The organism is Sphingomonas epibiotica (genome assembly GCF_039615155.1).
Lineage (GTDB): Bacteria > Pseudomonadota > Alphaproteobacteria > Sphingomonadales > Sphingomonadaceae > Sphingomonas.
The window spans coordinates 221,955-240,057 of record NZ_JBDGHY010000005.1 but is presented as its reverse complement, the minus strand read 5'-3'; the positions used below and the strand labels follow the sequence as shown (position 1 = coordinate 240,057).

The 18,103-nt window shown below is 66.3% G+C and carries 18 protein-coding genes; 6 read left to right on the top strand and 12 right to left on the bottom strand.

The genetic code is table 11. The annotated features are described in order from the left end of the window. Nucleotides 1-6: 6 nt before the first annotated feature. Together AAIO73_RS12115 and AAIO73_RS12110 are read right to left on the bottom strand one after the other, a co-directional pair. The gene (locus AAIO73_RS12115; RefSeq protein ID WP_345878384.1) at nt 7-687 is read right to left on the bottom strand and encodes a response regulator transcription factor; all 681 of its coding nucleotides are present in this window, start codon (nt 685-687) and stop codon (nt 7-9) included. Then, nucleotides 684-2,195 carry a sensor histidine kinase gene (locus tag AAIO73_RS12110; RefSeq protein WP_345878383.1) on the bottom strand — a complete coding sequence of 504 codons (1,512 nt, stop codon included), beginning with the start codon at nt 2,193-2,195 and terminating at the stop codon, nt 684-686. Before AAIO73_RS12110 ends, AAIO73_RS12115 begins: the two co-directional genes overlap by 4 nt. A 228-nt stretch (nt 2,196-2,423) precedes the next feature. Between AAIO73_RS12110 and AAIO73_RS12105 the strand changes: the two genes are divergently transcribed. Together AAIO73_RS12105 and AAIO73_RS12100 are read left to right on the top strand one after the other, a co-directional pair. Beyond that, nucleotides 2,424-2,579, top strand: a complete 156-nt coding sequence (locus AAIO73_RS12105) for a hypothetical protein (RefSeq protein ID WP_345878380.1) — start codon at nt 2,424-2,426, stop codon at nt 2,577-2,579. Nucleotides 2,580-2,581: 2 nt separating this feature from the next. Next, complete coding sequence (locus AAIO73_RS12100; protein WP_345878379.1) at nt 2,582-2,785, top strand: hypothetical protein; 204 nt, start codon at nt 2,582-2,584, stop codon at nt 2,783-2,785. A 17-nt stretch (nt 2,786-2,802) separates the two neighbouring features. Here AAIO73_RS12100 and AAIO73_RS12095 read toward each other — a convergent pair whose 3' ends face one another. From AAIO73_RS12095 to AAIO73_RS12050, 10 genes are read right to left on the bottom strand one after another with little or no spacing between them, the layout of a single operon-like run. Then, entirely contained in the window at nt 2,803-3,072 is a 270-nt protein-coding gene (locus tag AAIO73_RS12095; RefSeq protein ID WP_345878377.1) for a hypothetical protein, read from the bottom strand. A 5-nt stretch (nt 3,073-3,077) separates the two neighbouring features. Further along, the gene (locus AAIO73_RS12090; protein WP_345878376.1) at nt 3,078-4,079 is read right to left on the bottom strand and encodes a chemotaxis protein CheB; all 1,002 of its coding nucleotides are present in this window, start codon (nt 4,077-4,079) and stop codon (nt 3,078-3,080) included. A gap of 33 nt (nt 4,080-4,112) precedes the next feature. Next, nucleotides 4,113-4,550 carry a chemotaxis protein CheW gene (locus AAIO73_RS12085; protein WP_242116543.1) on the bottom strand — a complete coding sequence of 146 codons (438 nt, stop codon included), beginning with the start codon at nt 4,548-4,550 and terminating at the stop codon, nt 4,113-4,115. A gap of 26 nt (nt 4,551-4,576) precedes the next feature. Continuing rightward, nucleotides 4,577-4,939, bottom strand: coding sequence for a response regulator (locus AAIO73_RS12080; RefSeq protein WP_242116544.1), 363 nt, complete (start codon nt 4,937-4,939; stop codon nt 4,577-4,579). Nucleotides 4,940-4,968: 29 nt separating this feature from the next. Beyond that, nucleotides 4,969-5,526, bottom strand: coding sequence for a chemotaxis protein CheD (locus AAIO73_RS12075; RefSeq protein WP_242116545.1), 558 nt, complete (start codon nt 5,524-5,526; stop codon nt 4,969-4,971). Then, the gene (gene cheB / locus AAIO73_RS12070; protein ID WP_345878374.1) at nt 5,514-6,542 is read right to left on the bottom strand and encodes a protein-glutamate methylesterase/protein-glutamine glutaminase; all 1,029 of its coding nucleotides are present in this window, start codon (nt 6,540-6,542) and stop codon (nt 5,514-5,516) included. The genes AAIO73_RS12075 and cheB overlap by 13 nt, the downstream gene beginning before the upstream one ends. After that, nucleotides 6,539-7,402 carry a CheR family methyltransferase gene (locus AAIO73_RS12065; protein ID WP_345878372.1) on the bottom strand — a complete coding sequence of 288 codons (864 nt, stop codon included), beginning with the start codon at nt 7,400-7,402 and terminating at the stop codon, nt 6,539-6,541. Before AAIO73_RS12065 ends, cheB begins: the two co-directional genes overlap by 4 nt. Continuing rightward, nucleotides 7,399-9,588: a chemotaxis protein CheA gene (locus AAIO73_RS12060; RefSeq protein ID WP_345878370.1), complete on the bottom strand. Its 2,190-nt coding sequence runs from the start codon at nt 9,586-9,588 to the stop codon at nt 7,399-7,401. Before AAIO73_RS12060 ends, AAIO73_RS12065 begins: the two co-directional genes overlap by 4 nt. A 16-nt stretch (nt 9,589-9,604) precedes the next feature. Beyond that, nucleotides 9,605-9,868, bottom strand: coding sequence for an STAS domain-containing protein (locus AAIO73_RS12055; RefSeq protein WP_345878368.1), 264 nt, complete (start codon nt 9,866-9,868; stop codon nt 9,605-9,607). A gap of 48 nt (nt 9,869-9,916) precedes the next feature. Continuing rightward, a complete protein-coding gene (locus AAIO73_RS12050; RefSeq protein ID WP_345878366.1) occupies nt 9,917-11,380 on the bottom strand; it encodes a methyl-accepting chemotaxis protein in 1,464 nt (487 codons plus the stop codon). 288 nt (nt 11,381-11,668) lie between these two features. Here AAIO73_RS12050 and AAIO73_RS12045 point away from each other — a divergent pair, with 288 nt between their 5' ends. The 4 genes from AAIO73_RS12045 to AAIO73_RS12030 all read left to right on the top strand — a co-directional run bounded on the left by AAIO73_RS12045 (nt 11,669) and on the right by AAIO73_RS12030 (nt 18,101). Then, a complete protein-coding gene (locus tag AAIO73_RS12045; RefSeq protein WP_345878364.1) occupies nt 11,669-14,815 on the top strand; it encodes a TonB-dependent receptor in 3,147 nt (1,048 codons plus the stop codon). A 102-nt stretch (nt 14,816-14,917) separates the two neighbouring features. Beyond that, nucleotides 14,918-15,619 (top strand): SapC family protein, encoded by a 702-nt coding sequence (locus AAIO73_RS12040; RefSeq protein WP_345878362.1) that lies wholly within the window; start codon nt 14,918-14,920, stop codon nt 15,617-15,619. Next, nucleotides 15,616-16,629: a cupin-like domain-containing protein gene (locus AAIO73_RS12035; protein ID WP_345878361.1), complete on the top strand. Its 1,014-nt coding sequence runs from the start codon at nt 15,616-15,618 to the stop codon at nt 16,627-16,629. The genes AAIO73_RS12040 and AAIO73_RS12035 overlap by 4 nt, the downstream gene beginning before the upstream one ends. Next, a complete protein-coding gene (locus tag AAIO73_RS12030) occupies nt 16,626-18,101 on the top strand; it encodes a tryptophan halogenase family protein (protein WP_345878358.1) in 1,476 nt (491 codons plus the stop codon). Before AAIO73_RS12035 ends, AAIO73_RS12030 begins: the two co-directional genes overlap by 4 nt. The last annotated feature ends 2 nt before the right edge of the window (nt 18,102-18,103 follow it).

Here is an 18,103-nt window from a genome sequence, read left to right as displayed (position 1 = left end):
ACCCGGTCAGCCGGGCGGCGCCAGCCGGTAACCGACGCCCGGCTCGGTCAGGATCAGCCGCGGGTCGGTCGAGTCCTCCTCCAGCTTCTGGCGAAGATAGCCGATATAGACGCGCAGATACTGGCTGTCGGCCGATGCCGATCCCCAGCCGACCTCCAGCAGCCGCTTGTGGGTCACGACCTGGCCGGCGCTGATCGCCAGCGCCTGCAACAGATCGAATTCCTTGCGCGACAGGCGGATCGGCTCCTCCTCGATCCGGACCGAGCGCGCGTCGAAATCGATCAGCAGCGGGCCGCTGCGATAGGTGCGCGGCTTGACCCGGACGCTCGCCCGCCGGCGCACCGCCGCACGAATGCGCGCGGTCAGTTCGCCGATCTCGAACGGCTTGTTGACGTAATCGTCAGCACCTTCGTCGAGCGCCGCGATCTTTTCGCTTTCCTGGTGGCGCGCCGATACGACGATCACCGACGCGGCGCTGATCGCGCGGACCGCGCCGATCACCGTTTTGCCGTCCATGTCGGGCAGGCCGAGGTCGAGCAGGATCAGGTCGGGATCGATCCGCCGGACCGCCGCGACGGCGGACTCCCCGTCGCAGGCGGTCGCCACATCATAGCCCGCCGCGCGCAGGCTCGGCTCAAGCACCGCGATCAGCGAGGGTTCGTCGTCGACGATCAGAATGTTGGTCATGACGCCGGCACGGCCCCGGCGATCGGCAGTTCGATAACGATCTTCGTGCCTCCGTTGCCGACGCCCGGCGTCTGTGCCTCGATCGATCCGCCCAGCGCCTCGACAAAGCCCTTGGCGATCGCCAGTCCCAGGCCGCTGCCGCGTGGCGAAGCTTCGCTGCGGCGGACCCGGTAGAAGCGTTCGAAGACGCGGACTAGGTCGTCCTCCGGAATACCGCAACCCTCGTCGGCGATGCCGATCCGGCAGCGATCGCCCAGATCCTCGGCGCTCAGCACGATGCGCGTGCCGTCGGGGCCATAGAGGATCGCATTGTCGAGCACATTGATGAGCACCAGTTCGAACAGCGCCGGGTTCGCCGATACGGCGATGCGCGGGTCCATCCCGGCCGTCTCGAAATGGCGACTGCCCGCGCGCGAACGTACACGCTGAATCGCGACGCCGATCATGTCGGCGACACCCAGCGTCTGCAACGACGCCGGATCGTCGCCAACCTCCAGCTTGCTCATCTCCAGCAGGTTCGACGTGTAGCGGTTCAGACGTTCGCAATCGTCGACGATCTGGCGCAGAAACTGGTCGAACGTTTCGACGTCCAGCTTGTCGCGATAGATGCGCAAGCTCGACGCCGATGCGCTGATCGCGGTCAGCGGCGTGCGGAAATCATGGCTGACCGAATTGAGCAGCGCGGTCTTCAATTCCTCGGCCTTCAAAAGCGCGCGGCGTTCGGCATTTTGTTCGGACAGGATCGCGCGTTCGAAGGCGACCGAGACGCTGCCGCCAAAGGTCCGGAGCAGATACAGGTCCATCGGGCCGGCGCCGGTCTCCTCCAGCAGCAGGACGCCGATCGTACCCTCGCTGCCGTCGAGCCGGATCGCCACCAGCGGACGGTCGACCAGCATCCCATCGTCGCTGGCGAGCAGCGTGGCGAGTAACGCCTCGACGTCGCGCCCGGTATTGGCGGGGCCGAGCCATTCGGCTCCGCCCGGTCGCAGCCGGAACAGCGTCAGTCGGGCGTTCAATATCGGTTCGGCGACGCTGGCGAGCGCCGCGGTAATGTCGGTGACCCGCCCGGCCGATTGCAGCGCCCGGCTGAGCCGTAACAGGTTGGTCAGCCGCGCATTGCCCAGCTTCGCCAGTTCCGACCGGTCGCGCAGCCGCCCGGCAAGGATCCCGGTCACGATCGCGCACAAGTTGAAGATGAACAGCGGCGCCAGATCGCGTTCGGTCCCGAGCCGGAACGAGAAGGCCGGCTGGGTGATGAAGAAGTTGAAGATCAGGAACGCCGCCGCCGCCGCGATCAGCGCGCTCGACAGGCCGCCGACCGCGCCGGCGACGGTGACGCCCAGCATGAACACCAGCGCGGCGGTCACCTCGTCATAATGGGTCGCGACCAGATTGCCGACCAGCGCGAGGACGAGGATTACGGTCGCGGTCGAGGCGAGCCCCTGCCGCGTGAGCGACAGCTTGAACCCGCGCGAGGCGAGATCGGGGTTGATCGTATGCGACGGCATATCGGCAGGTCCACTTCCACGAACGCGCCGCGGCATGGCCCGCGTGCCGCTGGGCGGTGGGTAGCCGGGCGGCGTGCGACGTCCATACATAAGAAAGCTATAGTAACGCCTTAACGTCGCTTCGGCCTAGCGCCTGTTCAGGGCGTTGCGATGCCAAACCGTGCGGAATGTCGATTCCGTCCGGCGCCTCCCGCCGCCCCCACACAGAAGTCGCGCAGGAGAGGATGTATGCAGTGGCCGTTTATCCGTCGTCAGCGTATGAATGACGCGTTGCTCGACGCCGATCGTCGGTTCAATCAGGTCGAACGTGCCGCGCGCACCTATCGCGACGAACGCGACCGGTTGAAGGCTGCGCTGGTTGCGGTCAGCAACTACCCACACTGACCATGGTCGACATCGCTGCCTTCGTCGCGATCCCGATCGGGAATATCGTAATGACGATCGGTTTCTTGAAACTAATCTGGGTATCGGACGAGGCGTTCGCCCAAGTCGGCGGGAGCCACGCGACGCGCAACCTGCCCGGCCTGATCTGGGTCGGGATCGGTGCCGCGCTGTGCTTCCTGCCGCTGGCGCTGCGCTATCCGGGATAATTCGCCCGCCGCGTCGGTCAGCCGGCGTGGCGGCGCAGTCGTTCCAGCATATCCTCCAGCGTCACCTCCGACAGCCGGTCCTGCCCGTCGCCGCCGCGCAGCACGGTGGCGAGGTTCAACAGGATCTGCGTGACGTGGTCGATCGACTGCAGTCCGGTCAGGTGGCGGCGCAGCGTCGCCTCGTCGCTGCCGAGATCGAAGGCGAGATCGCCCAGCATCCGCGAGGCGCGCACCAGCTCGTCGGCCAGTGCGTCGCCCATCGGGATCGGCTGCGGAAAGGTCGACACCGCGTTCATTTCGAACACAATTTCAGAACGCTGGCGGTCAGCGCGTCGGACGCGACCGGCTGCGCCACCATGCCGCGCGCCAGCGTGTGCCCGCCATTCTCCGCCGGGGAAAAGGCGTAGCTGCCCGCGCCCAGCATCGCCTTCAGCCCGCCGCCGCCATCTTCGCTGCCATCGATCAACAGCACGCCGACCGCATTGGCGCCCGCCGCCTTGGCAGCGGCGGCGAACAGCAGCGAGATCGACGGCCGCTCGCCCGCGACCGGATCGCGCGCCAGCAGCCGCAGCTTGCCCGATGGCCATGCGTCGACGACGACGTGATGATCGCCCTGCGGCGCGAAATAGATGGTTCCCTGCTTGATCGCCATGCCGTCCGTCGCGACGACGACCTTGGGCGCGACCTGCGACCCGAGCTTTTCGACCATGCCTTCGACCAATCCCGGCCCGAGATGCTGAACGACGATCGTCGGGGGGCAGTTGGCGGGAAAGGCACCGAACATGTCGAACATCGATGCGGTGCTCGACGCGTCGCCGCCCAGCACGATCAGGCGACCGTTCCAGTTGATCGGCGCCGCCGCCTTCGCGGCCGGAGCCTTCGCCTTGGTCGGGGCGTTGCGCGCCGACTTGATGCGTTTGCCGAGCTTCGCGATGATCGCATCGAGTTCGGCCGGCGCCGCGACACGCGGCTTGGGCAGGCAGTCGATCGCGCCGAGGCGCAGCGCCTCAATCGTCTCGCCCGCGCCGTCGGTGGTGCGGGTCGAGAACATGATGACCGGCATCGGCTTCGATTCCATGATCTCGGCCAGATATTCGATGCCGCTCATGCCCGGCATCTCGACATCGAGGGTGATGACGTGCGGCTTCAGCGATGCGACCATCGATCGCGCCTCTTCGGCACCATCGGCGAGACCGACGACTTCCACACCCGGAATCCGCTCCAGCGCTCCCGAGATGAGCGCCCGCATGGTCAACGAGTCGTCGACGACGAGTACCTTCGTGCTAGCAGCCATGATGTGATTGTCCCAAAAAGTTTACGCGGTACGTCAGGCGGCTTCGGCCATCGGCTGGTCGACCAGACGGTCGAGTGCCAGCACCAAGATCATGCGATTGTCGATCGTCGCCAGACCTTCGAGGAAGCGCGACGATTCGGTGTCGCCCATGTCGGGGACCGGCTGCATCGCGTCCGGGTGGATCGACACGATGTCGTTCACCGCATCGACGATAATGCCCTGCAGCTGTTCGCCGATGCGCACGACGATGATGACGTGGCGCGCCGACGGATCGGTCTGTCCCCAGTTCAGCCGGTGCCGCAGGTCGAATACCGGCAGCACCACGCCGCGCAGATTGACGACCCCACGGACATAGGGCGGCACGTTGGGCAGCGGCGTCGCCGGCGACCATGCGCGAATTTCGCGGATCGCCATGATGTCGACGCCAAGGATCTGGTCGCCCAGTTGGAAAGTGATGAGTTGGCGGGACATGGTCTAATCCTCGGGTACGAAACGGGTCAGTGCAGCACGCGGCGGATAGCGGCCGCGAGCTTTTCGGGATGGAACGGCTTGACGATCCAGCCGGTCGCGCCGGCATCGCGGGCGCGCTGCTTCTTCTCGTCCGAACTTTCGGTCGTCAGCACCAGGATCGGCAGGTTGCGTCGCCCCTGCCCGCGCACTTCGCTGATCAGTCCGAATCCGTCCATGCGCGGCATGTTGATGTCGGTGATGAGCAGGTCGGGTTGAAAGCCGTCGAGCTTTTCGAGCGCGTGGACACCGTCCTCCGCCTCGACGACGCTATATCCCAGATCGGTCAGCGCGACCCGCAGCAACATCCGCATGCTGGGCGAATCATCGACGGTCATGATCGTCTTTGCCACGGTAGGCTCCCTCGGTACGAAATCAGTCATCAAAAAAATTCCACGTCGCCGACGGCGGCGGGTGGCGGTGGCGGCTTGCGGACCACGATCACCGGCGGGGCCGCATCGACCACCGACCGGCACCGCGCCAGCCCGACCGCCGCGCGAAACTCGACCCGGCGCGCCTGCGTCCCCCCGACATCCTCGCCGACCAGCGCGATCCGCTCGTTGCGCAGGAAGGTGCGGGCAAAGGCGATGTTGGCACCCCCGATATCACGAAATCCTTCCCGCATCGTTGCACCGCCGAAGATTCGTGCGCGCAAACGCGATCTTGCGGCACCCATGGTCAACATTGCGTTGATGAGTACTTCCATTGCGTAAACGCCGTAGCGTTGCATCGATGCCGGGTCCGATGCAGTCCCGTCGGCGAGCAGATAATGGTTGATCCCGCCGATCTGCGCGACCGGATCGTAGAAGCAGGCCGCGACACAGCTGCCCAGCACCGTGGTGAGCACGACATCGGGCTCGCGGCTGACCTGCGTCTCGCCCTGCGCGACCGTGATCCGGCGCAGACCGTCGCGGGCCTGCAATGCGTTCACAGCGCACATTCCGCGAGCAGACGACCCGCGATGCGGCGCAGCGGCAGTTGTTCGGCGACGCCGCCGATCTGCCACGCGATGGCGGGCATGCCGTAGACGACGCTGGTCGCCTTATCCTGGCCGAAGGTCATCGCGCCCGCGGCGCGCATCGCCTTCATCCCCTCCGCCCCGTCATTGCCCATGCCGGTCAGGATCGCGGCGGTGGCATCGCGCCCGGCCAGCTTCGCGACCGAATGGAACAGCCGGTCGACCGAGGGACGGTGGCCGTTGACCTTGTCCCCCTCCAGCAGGCGGCAATGGCGGCGATCGCCCATACCGGCCAGTTCCATGTGCCGCTCGCCGCCGGGAGCGAGGTAAATCTTCCCGACGCCCAGCACCGCGCCGGGACGCGCTTCCTCGACGCTCGGCGCGCACAGGCGGTTCAACCGCGCGGCGAAGCTGGGCGTGAAGGTCGCCGGCATATGCTGCACGATCATCGTCGGGGGGCAATTGGCCGGAAAGGCCGATAGCAGTTCGATCAGCGCCTCGACCCCGCCGGTCGACGCGCCGATCGCGATCATCGATCCGGGCCGCGGCGTATAGCTCGCCCGTTCGTGGACCACGGGGGCCGCCGGTGCGACGCGCGCGGCGGGGCGGGTCTGCGACGCGGCGCGGACCAGATCGGCGAGGTCGAACCCGCTATGGTCGTTATGCGCCATCAACCGGTTCTTGTCGAAACAGTCGAACGCGCCGCGCTCCAGCGCGGTCAGGCTCGCCTCCGCCCCTTGCGCGGTCAACGTGGAGAGCATCACGACCGGCGTGGGGCGCAGCCGCATCAGCCGTTCGAGAAAATCGAGGCCGCTCATCCCCGGCATCTCGATGTCGAGCGTGACGACGTCGGGGTCGAGCGCCTTGATCTGCGCGCGCGCCTCGTCGGCACTGGCAGCGGTGCCGACGACCTCGATCCCCGGATCGGCCTGCAGCTTGCGGCGGATGATCGCCTGCATCGAATAGGAGTCGTCGACGACCAGTGCGCGGACGGTCATGCCGCCACCTTCTGATACGCCGTGCGACCGATCGGGCGGAATTTCCCCGTTACCGCGCCGAGCAACCGCTCCGAATGACCGATGTACAGCATCCCCCCCACCTCCAGTCGGTCGGCGAGCCGGCCAAGGAGCCTTTCCTTGGTCGGTTCGTCGAAATAGATCATGACGTTGCGACAGAAGATCGTGTCGAACCGCCCCTTGATCGGCCAGTCGCCGAGCAGGTTGAGCGGCCGGAACGCGATCGCGTCGCGCAAAATCGGGTCGACGATCAGGTCGTCGCCCTCCCCCCGTGTCCATGCCGAGCGCAAGGACGCCGGCACGGTCCGCATCGTTTCCTTCGAATATCGCCCCGCGCGCGCCTTATCGAGCACGCTGGGCGACACGTCGGTCGCGAGCATCCGCAGATCGGCCTTGAGCAGCCGCTGCGCGAGGCCGCGGTCGGCGCCGAACGCCGCCATCAGCCACGAATAAGGTTCCTCGCCGCTGGAACACGCCGCCGACCACAGGCGGACGCGGCCGCCCTTGTTCAGCCGTTCGACCAGCCCGGGCCAGATGCGATCGACGAAATCCTCGAAATGATGGTTTTCGCGAAAGAAGCTGGTGTGGTTGGTGGTCAGCGCATCGACCGCGCGACCCCGTTCGCCGGCATCGCGACCGATGAACGCGACATAGTCGGCGAAGCTCGACAGGCCGCAGGCGCGGACGCGCGGTGCGATCCGGCCATAGATCAGCTGCGCCTTGCCCTCGGGCAGCAGGATGCCGACCTCTTCATACACCAGCGCGGCGATCGCGTGGTGGTCGGCGGGCTGGAAGTCGAACTCCCGTGCCCGGCCATTGTCGAGGGCGGCGGCCGCGCTCATGCGGCGATCGCCGCCGGCGCACGATTGCTGAAACGGCCGCGCGTGGTCAGCGTATCGACATCGACGATCAGCGCGACGCGACCGTCGCCAAGGATGGTAGCGCCGGCGACGCCGTCGATTGCCTGATAATTGGCCTCGAGGCTCTTCACCACGACCTGCCGTTGATCCTGGATCGAGTCGACCACCAGCGCCGCCTGGCCATGGTCGCCCTCGACCACGATCAGCACCGCGTCGGTCGCGTTGCGCTGGGCATTGGCGATGCCGAGGTGATCGGCGATGCGCAGCACCGGGACATAGGCGCCGCGCACGTCGAGCAACTGCCCGTCCGGCCCCAGCCGGTTGAGTGTCAGGTCGGTCGGGCGCAGGCTTTCGACGATATGGCCGAGCGGAATGACGAAGGTCTGTTCGCCCACCGTCACGATCATCCCGTCGAGCACCGCCAGCGTCAGTGGCAGGCTGAGCGAGAAGCTCGATCCGAAGCCTTCGCGCGACTGAATACCGATGCGGCCGCCCAGCGCCTGAATGTTCTTGCGCACCACGTCCATGCCGACGCCCCGCCCCGAAATATTCGAGACGGTCGCGGCGGTGGAGAAGCCGGGCGCGAAGATCAGATTGTCGATCTCTTCGTCGGTCAGCGCGGCGTCGGGCAGAATGATGCCGCGCTCGATCGCCTTGGCCTTCACTCGGGCGCGATTGATCCCCTGCCCGTCATCGGCGACGGTGATAACGATGCGGCCCGACTGGTGCGCGGCCGACAGGCGGACAACGCCCTCGGCCGGCTTGCCCGCCGCGACGCGGACGTCGGGCATTTCGAGGCCGTGGTCGACCGCGTTGCGGATCAAATGGGTCAGCGGCTCGCCGATCCGTTCGACCACGGTCTTGTCGACCTCGGTCATCTCGCCATCGACCTCGAGGCGGACGCGCTTGCCGGTCTCGCCCTCCAGCTCGCGGACGATGCGCGGTACGCGGCTGAACACCGTCTTCATCGGCTGCGCGCGGATCGCCATCGTCGATTCCTGCAATTCGCGCGTCAGATGTTCGAGATCGCTCAGTTCGGAGATGCCGCCCATCGCGTTTTCGGCAAGGCGCTGCGCGAGCATCGCCTGGGTGATGACCAATTCGCCGACCAGGTTGACCAGCCGATCGAGCTTGTCGAGGTCGACGCGGATCGTTTGCGCGGCCGGGGGAGTGGCCACCGCCGGCGCACGCGGCGCGGCCTTGGCATCGTCGACCGGGGCCGCCGGGGTCGGCACTGCCGCAGCGGGCGGCGGCGAAGGGGGCGGCGGCGGAGGGGGCGGTGGCGGTGGCGGTGGCGCGACCGGTTCATCGACGACCGCTTCTACCAACACCGGTTCGGCGACCGAATCGAGCAGGTCGAACAACGAATCGACGTCGTCCATGACCGGCGACGCATCGCCCTTGGTCAGGGTGATCGCGCTGCTGTCCGAGAATTCGAAGACGGCGCGGATATCGTCCTCGGCGACGCTGGCGGGCAGCGCCACGTCCCATGCCAGATAGCCGGTTTCGGGATCGAGCGCGTCGAGCCCCGGCAGTGCGCTGCGGTCGCACTGCGTGACCTTCCCGCCCAGCAGCGTCAGTTCGCGCAGCAGCAGCAACGGTTCGGCGCCATGGTCAAAGGCATTGGCCCCTGGCTGATAGCGCAGCCGCCAGCCGTCGGCGGCATCGGCGCCCTCCTCGGACGGCGCGACGTCGCCCAGCAACGACATCAGATCGTCGAAATCGTCGGAGATCGCGACCGGCTCGTCTGCGGCGGGCACTGCTGGCGCAGCCGCGGCATCATGCGCGCCGCCGCCACCGGCGGCGACCACCAGCCGGTCGAGCATCGCCGCATCGGCGGGCGGCTCGCCGCTGTCGCGGGCGGCGGCGACATGGTCGGCCAGCATGTCGAACGCACCGACCACGACATCGAGCAGCGCAGGTGTCAGTTCGAGCGTGCCGTTGCGGATCAGGTCGAGCAGCGTCTCATATTGATGGGTATAGGCCTGCAAGCGTTCATGGCCGAACGCACCCGCCCCGCCCTTGATCGAATGGACGCAGCGGAAGACGGCGTTGATCGTTTCCGAATCGCGGTCGCCGTCGCGCAGCGCCGCGAAATTGCCTTCCATCGCGGCAAGGCCTTCCTCGCACTCCTGAAAGAAGATCTGCTGAATTGCGTCGAGGTCCATGACGGGTCGCTCCGGATCAGGCGGCGAGAAGGGTGTCGAGGGCCGCCAGCGTCGCCATGTCGGCAAAGGCCGGGCTCGCGCCGACGATGGTGAAGTCGATATCGGCAGCCTCCGCCGCGGCTTCCCCGGCGGCGAGGACTTGCAGGCAGGCCTGGCCGATACGCTCGACGCCCGATGCGTCGAGGCAGATCGGCTGGCCCGCGTCGATGGCCGTGCGCAGCGTCTGGCGCAGCGGGCCGGCGGCGGCGGTATCGAGAACGGCAGCTAGGGCGATGGGCATGATCGGGTCCAATCGGAAGGGACGTTGGGGTCGCGCGGGACGCGGGGATCAGAATTCGGACCAGTCGTCCTCGTCGACCACGGGCGCCGCCATCGGCGCGGCGCTGCCGCCGCCGGCCGCCATTTTCTTGCGCGACGAGCGGGCGATCTCGCGACCGACCTGTGCGGCGCGTGCCTGCAGCCGATGCACGGCGGTCGGCATCTGCGAGATATTGCCGCTATTGCCATGACCGTGGAAACCCGACCCGATGGTGAAGCGGGCCACCTGTCGCGCCAGTTCCTGCGCCTCTTCGGCCAGGCTGCGGGCGGCGGCCGTCGCCTGCTCGACCATCGCCGCATTCTGCTGCGTCACACCGTCCATCTCGCTGACGGCGGTATTGACTTGTTGCAGGCCCGTCGCCTGCTGATCGGCGGAGGTGGCGATGGTGCCGACCAGCGTGCTGATCTCGCCGATGCGGGTGATGATGCGTTGCAGTGCCTTGCCGGTCTCGCTGACCAGTTCGACGCCCATCGCGACCTGTTCGGACGAGGCGGTGATCTTGGCCTTCACATCCTTGGCCGCATCGGCCGAACGCTGGGCGAGCGCCCGGACCTCGCTGGCGACGACGGCAAAACCCTTGCCCGCATCCCCGGCACGTGCCGCCTCGACCCCGGCGTTCAGCGCCAGCAGGTTCGTCTGGAAGGCGATGCCGTCGATCACGCTAATGATGTCGCCGATCTCGGCAGAGGCGCGCTCGATGCCGTTCATCGCTTCGACCGCGCGACGGACGACGTCACCCGACTGTTCGGCTTCGTCGCGGGTCTCGATAACCACCATGTTGGCGCGGCTGGCGCCGGTGGCGGTTTCCTTCACCGTGCTGGTGATCTGGTCCATCGCCGCGGCGGTTTCCTCGAGGCTCGCTGCCTGCTGCTCGGTGCGCTGCGACAGGTCGTCCGACGCCTGGCGAATGTCGTTGGCGCCGTTGTTGATGCCGCTGGTCGCGTCGCGCACGGCCGACAGCACTTCGGACACCGCATCCATCGCTGCGTTGAAGTCGATGCGCAGCCGTTCGTAATCCGCCGGGAAACTCTGTTCGATGCGATAGGTGACGTCGCTGGCCGCAAGGCGCGACAGCCCCTGGCCGAGCGAACCGACGACCTGTTGCTGCGCGGCGGCCGCTTCCTTCACGACGCGACCATTCTCGCGGAACACTTCCATCGCGCGCGCCATGCGGCCGACGCAGTCGCGATGATCCGCAAAGCCGATCGGCGTGGTGAGGTCGCCCTGGGCGACCCCTTCCATGCGCTCGACGGTTCCGACATAGGGATCGCAGACGATCTTGCGGAACAGCACAGCCAGCAACATGGCGACGGCGACCGTCGCGCCGGTGATCCCCAGCGCCGCCATCTCGCCAAGCGTCCCGTTGACCACAAGCACCGTCGTAGCGAACGGAACGCATGTGAGCGCAACGTACACCAAGCCCATTACCATGAATTTGGCGCGGATCGGCGCGTCCTTGCTGAACCACTTCATCGTCAACCTGCTCCCCGATACGCCTGCGCAAGACGACGCTGTCGTATCGAATCAGGGGTTCTAGAGTAGGTGCGATAATTTACGGTTAACGGCGGAATTCCGCCGTTTTCGGCCTGCCATGCCGCTTCGTTAAAAGAAAATGGATAAAAGATAATATCTTAGCGGGGATAGATTGCATTGTTCCCGTATTGACAACGTTAGACATGATGGTAGCGGTACCAATGCCGGATCGTCCGGCGAGAATAATGGGCGGATCGAACCGTCAGAATTATCTAGGGGAGATTTCGCATGAAGGGTCACCTTCTTCATACGCTCGCGCGCACCTCGTCGACGATCGCGCTCGCCGCCTTGTTCGCAGCACCAGGCGTTGCCATTGCGCAGACCACCGACACCGCCACCAATGCCCAGCCGGGCGCGACCGAAGGTACGCAGGGCAGCGTCGCCCAGCCGACCGGCCAAGACCCTGCGCAAGAAGATGGCGGCGAAATCGTCGTCACCGGCATCCGCGCCTCGCTCAACCGCGCGATCGACATCAAGCGCAATTCGGCGGGCGTCGTCGATGCGATCTCGGCCGAGGATATCGGCAAGTTCCCCGACACCAACCTCGCCGAATCGCTCCAGCGGATTACCGGCGTGTCGATCAACCGCGTCAACGGCGAAGGGTCACAGGTCTCGGTCCGCGGCTTTTCGGGCGGGTTCAACCTCGTCACCCTGAACGGTCGCCAGCTGCCTGCTTCGAACGTCGACACCAGTGGCGCGGGCGATTTCGCGCGCGGCACCGGCCGTTCGTTCGACTTCCAGAATCTCGCGTCTGAAGGCGTGTCGGCGCTGGAGGTCTACAAGACCGGCCGCGCCGCCATCCCCTCGGGCGGCATCGGCGCGGCGATCAACGTCGTCACCCGCAAGCCGCTGGATTCGCGCGAAACCGGCGTCACCGGATCGTTCGGCGTGAAGGCGCTGCACGACGTCAGCACCATGGCCGGCGAAGGCGCGCGCGTCCTGCCCGAAGTGTCGGGCCTGCTCAGCTGGCGCAATGACGGGCGCAGCATCGGCCTGTCGGTGTTCGGCAGCTATCAGCGCCGCGATAGCACCTCGGCACAGAGCGCACCCAATTATTTCACCGTGGTCCCGACCGCCGATGTGCTCAATCCCGCCGGCCCGTATGTCAACGGACAGACGCAGATCGGGAACCGGCCGACGACCGAATTCACGCTGATCCCCAACGACAGCCGCTATCAGTTCTCCGAAAACAAGCGCGAGCGCATCAACGGCCAGGCGGTGCTGCAACTCGCGCCGACCGAACGCCTGACTTTCACCGCCGATGCGCTGTTCGCGCAGAACCGGCTGGAGGAGCAGCGCAGCGAGCAGACCAACTGGTTCAACCGCCCGTTCGCCGAGATCCGCTTCAACGGCAACGACGTGATCGCCACGCCCGATTACATCTCGGAATCGATCAACGGCGTGAAGGATCAGGGCTTCGAACAGCAGTTCCGCGCGACCAAGACGCAGCTGCAATCCTACGGCCTGAACGGCAAGTGGGAGATGACCGACAATCTGACGCTGAACCTCGATGGCTATCATGCGGTGTCGAAGTCGACGCCGGACGCCGCCAACGGCACGTCGGTGACTTTGGTGTCGCTCGGTGCGCCGGTCATCGACAGCCAGGCGATCGATTACAGCAGCGGCTTCCCGCGCGTCACGCAGACGATCAACGACTCGATCAACGGCAATGGCAACGGCGTCCTCGATCTGGGCGATCTCGGCACGCAGATTTCGCGCACGAATACCGCGACCCAGCGGCAGCGGATCAATGGCGGTCGCGCCGATCTCGGCTGGGATCTGGGTGGCGGCAGCCGGTTCGACTTCGGCGGTACCTATACCGACGCGCAGATGACCAGCGCCCGCGTGCAGACGCAGCAGCAGCTCGGCGACTGGGGTATCACTGATCCGGGCATCGTCCAGCGGCTGGCGTCGAACGTCGTCAAGACCTTCTGCCTCGACTGCAAGTTCGACACGTTCAGCCCGGCCGACACGAAGCGCACCGCCTTCCGCGGCAATGCGGTGGTGCTGAACGACCTGTTCTCCAACTTCTACGCCGCCAACCCGATCAACACGACCGCCAACGATTTCGATACTGTCGGCGAAAAGATCTGGGGCGTATACGGCCAGATCACGTGGAAGGGCGAGATTGCCGGACGCACCGCCAACCTCGTCTTCGGCACCCGCTATGAAGAGACCAAGGTTCGCTCGACCGCGTTGCAGGCGGTGCCCTCGGCGATCAAATGGGACGCCGACAACGACTTCTCGTCGGTTATCTCGGCCACGTCGTCGACCGTCACGCAGCGCGGCAGCTATACCAACCTGTTGCCGGCGATCGATTTCAATATCGAGGTGTTCGACAATTTCATCGCCCGCGCCTCGGCCAGCCGTACCCTTGCCCGTGCCGATTATGGCAACCTGTTCGCATCGACCACGGCGGGTCCGCCGACCCGGCCGGTTGCGCTGGGCGGCCGTCCGACGGGTACGTCGGGCAATGCCGGGCTGCTGCCGCTGGTCTCCGATAACTTCGACGTGTCGGTGGAATGGTATTACAAGCCTTCGAGCTATGTCTCGCTCGGCTTCTTCGACAAGCGGGTGCGCAACTTCATCGGGACCGGCGTCTTCAACCGCAGCCTGTTCGACCTGCGCGATCCGTCGTCGGGTGCGGCGGGCACGCGGTCGGGCACGGCGGCCGACCGGCTGCGCGCGCTGGGCGCCGACCTCAGCGACGTCAACCTGTTCACCTATACCGCGCTGCTCAGCCAGAATGGCGGCAACACCGCCCAAGCCGACGCCAATTTCCAGGCGAACCGCAACGCGGCGGGCGCGCTGAACCAGGATTACGTCAACAGCATCCTGCAATCGGTCGACATCTTCGCCAATGGCGACGATCCTCTGTACGACTTCGCGGTGTCGCAGCCGGTCAACAACCGCGACGGCCATATCTATGGCTTCGAACTGGCCGGGCAGCATTTCTTCGGCAATACCGGCTTCGGCGTGCAGGCGTCGTACACCAAGGTCTATGGCGACGTGAATGCCGACATCGCCGCCGACCCCGGCGTCAACGTCTTCGCGCTGACGGGGCTTGGCGACAGCGCCAATGGGTCGATCATCTATGACAAGAGCGGGCTGTCGGCGCGCGTGTCGTACAACTGGCGCGACAAGTTCCTTGCCGCGACCAATCAGGGCGACAGCCGTAACCCATTGTTCGTGGCTCCGTTCGGCACGCTCGACTTCAACATCAGCTACGACCTCAACGATCGCATGGCGCTGTCGATCGAAGGCGTGAACCTGACCAGCGAGCCGTTGGTGCAATATGGGCGCGATCGTAACGCGCTGGTGTTCGCACAGGAACTCAAGCCGCGCTTCCTGCTGGGCGCACGCTACCGCTTCTGATCGCGGTCAAGTGACTGGAAAGGGCCGTTCGTATTGGCGGACGGCCCTTTCCATCGCGACCGGCTCTTCCTACCGTAGCGGCATATTGCCGTAAGGATCGCGATGCCCAACCCCGTACCGCTCAACAATGTCGACCACCACGACCTGACCGTCGCGGTCGAGCATGCCGCCGCCCATGGTGATGCGGTGAATCAGGTACTGCTGTTCCCCAACGAGTTCGAGGCGGCGCAGCGCGACTATCCGATCCTGTTCCGGCGTGACGATCGCGGCGGCACCTACGCCGTCGCACTGCTGGGCCTCGACCCGGATGACAATCTTTTCCTCGGCTCCGACGGCGTGTGGTCGGCAAGCTATGTTCCCGCTGTCCGCCAGCGCGGGCCGTTCGCCCCCGATCCGTTGGGTGAAGGCGTACGTATCGACCTCGACGACCCGCGCGTGCATCGCGACGGGTCGGGCGAGCCGCTCTATCTCCGCCATGGTGGTACCGCGCCCTATCTCGCCCATGTCGAGGCGGTGCTGGGTGTCATTCGCGAGGGGCAGGCGATCAACGCCCCGTTGTTCGCGGCATGGGAGGCCGCCGAATTGTTGCGCCCGACCACGATCGAGGTCGATCTGGGCGACGGACAGACCTGCGCCATCGCCGACATATTCGTCATCGCCGATGACCGGCTCGACGCGCTGGAAGCGGAGACACTGGCGACGCTGCATGGTAGCGGCGCCTTGCGCGCGGCGTTCATGGCGTCGGCGTCGCTCGACAACATCCCCCGGCTGATCGAACGGCGGCAGCGGCGGCACGACACATGACCACTCCCCGCGCCGTCCGGTCGATCGCGGCGAGCGCCGATTGGTCGCCGACGGCATTGGTCGCGGCGAACGAGCCAGTCGTGCTTCGCGGCCTTGCCGCCGACTGGCCGCTGGTCGCAGCGGGACACGAAAGCGTCGGCAGTACCGTCACCTATCTCAAGCGCTTCGATGGCGGACGGCCGGTCGTCGCCTTTACCGGCGATGCGGCGATGGGCGGCCGCTTCTTCTATCGCGACGATTTAACCGGCTTCAATTTTGACGCAGCCCGTACCGCTCTGTCCACCTGTCTCGATCGGATCACGGCCGGACTGGACGATCCCGCCGCCCCCGCCATCTATGTCGGATCGACCGACCTCGACCTGTATCTCCCCGGCCTGCGCGGCGAGAACGACCTGCCCTGGCCCGCCGGCACGCCCGCGCCGATGGTCAGCATCTGGATCGGCACCCGCACCACCGCCGCGACGCATTACGATATGTCGAACAACCTCGCCGCGTGCATGGTCGGGCGGCGGCGTTTCACCCTGTTCCCGCCCGATCAAGTCGCGAACCTCTACCCCGGCCCGTTAGAACCCACGCCTGGCGGACAGGTGATGAGCATGGTCGATTTGCGCGCGCCCGATCTCGACCGCTTCCCCCGCTTTGCCGAGGCGCTGGCCCATGCGCAGGTGGCAGAACTGGAACCGGGCGACGTGCTGTTCTACCCGGCGCTGTGGTGGCATAATGTCGAGGCGCTGTCGCCGTTCAACGCCATGATAAACTATTGGTGGAACGACGCTCCCGCCTTTGCCGACAGCCCGATGACGACGCTGCTTCACGCATTGCTATCGCTTCGTGAACGCCCGGCGGCGGAGCGAGCGGCTTGGTCGGCGATGTTCGATCATTACATCTGGAGCGGCGGCGACGACGCACGCGCGCACTTGCCACCCGCGATCCAGGGCGACCTCGCTCCGCTCGATGATGCAGCCGCCCGCCGGTTACGCGCGCGCTTGCTCCAGAGGCTGAACCGATGACCCCGATGCGGATCGTGATCGCGGGCGGCGGCACCGCCGGCTGGCTGGCCGCCGCGCTGCTCACCCGCCAGCTATCGTCGCTGGTCGAGGTGACGCTGGTCGAATCCGAAGAGATCGGCACGGTCGGCGTCGGCGAAGCCACGATCCCGACGATCCGCTCGTTCCACGCCCTGCTCGGCCTCGACGAAGCCGAATTCATGGCCGCGACCGGTGCCAGCTTCAAACTGGGCATCGCCTTCGAAAACTGGGCGCGGGGCGGCGACCGCTATATCCATTCGTTCGGCGAAGTCGGGCGATCGACCTGGATGGGCGATTTCCAACATTTCTGGCTGGAGGCGCGCGCACAAGGGGCAGCGGGGCCGATCGGTGCCTATTGCCTCGAACACGAAGCCGCCGAGGCCGGGCGCTTCGCGACCGGTCCCGACGCGCCGCTCAACTATGCCTATCACTTCGATGCCGGCCGCTATGCCGCCTATCTGCGCCGCCGCAGCGAGGCGCAGGGGCTGACCCGGATCGAAGGCAGGATCGACCGGGTCGAGCGCGATGGTGAAAGCGGCGATCTCTCCGCGCTGGTCCTTGAGGACGGACGACGCGTCGCAGGCGACCTGTTCCTCGACTGCACCGGTTTCCGCGCGCTGCTAATCGAGCAGGCGCTGGGCGTCCGGTTCGAGGATTGGAGCCATTGGCTGCCGACCGACCGCGCGCTGGCGGTGCAGACCGCGGCTACCGGCCCCGCCCTGCCCTATACCCGCGCCATCGCGCACGATGCCGGATGGCGCTGGCAGATCCCGCTGCAACACCGGGTCGGCAACGGGCTGGTCTACAGTTCGCGCCACCTGAGCGACGACGCCGCGTGCGACCGGTTGCTGGCGTCGGTCGAGGGCGAGACGTTGATCGAACCGCGCCTGATCCGCTTCCGCACCGGGCGACGGCGGGCGACATGGGAGCGCAATTGCGTCGCGCTCAGCCTGTCGAGCGGCTTCGTCGAACCGCTCGAATCGACCAGCATCCATCTGGTGATGATCGCGCTCACCCGCCTCGTCCAGCTGCTCCCCTTCGGCCATCCGGGTAAGGCCGCCCGCGCCCGCTTCAACGATCAGTCGCGCCGCGAGATCGAGGCGGTGCGCGATTTCGTGCTGCTCCATTATCATCTGAACCAGCGGCCCGAACCCTTTTGGCAGGAGCGTCGCGACACGCCGCCGCCTGAGACGCTGGCGGAGCGTGTCGCGCTGTTTGCCGAAGGCGCCCATGCCTATCAGTCGGCAGACGATCTGTTCCGCGTCGGATCATGGCTGCAGGTGATGCTCGGCCAGCGGCTGGAGCCGGCCGCGCATCATCCACTGGCGAGGATGATGCCAACGGGGCAGTTGGCCGCCGTGCTCGCCGACCTGCGGCGCGGCATCGCGGCGCGCGTCGCCACCTTGCCGCCGCATCAGCAGTTCCTTGATAACTATTGCCGCAGCGACGCGTGACG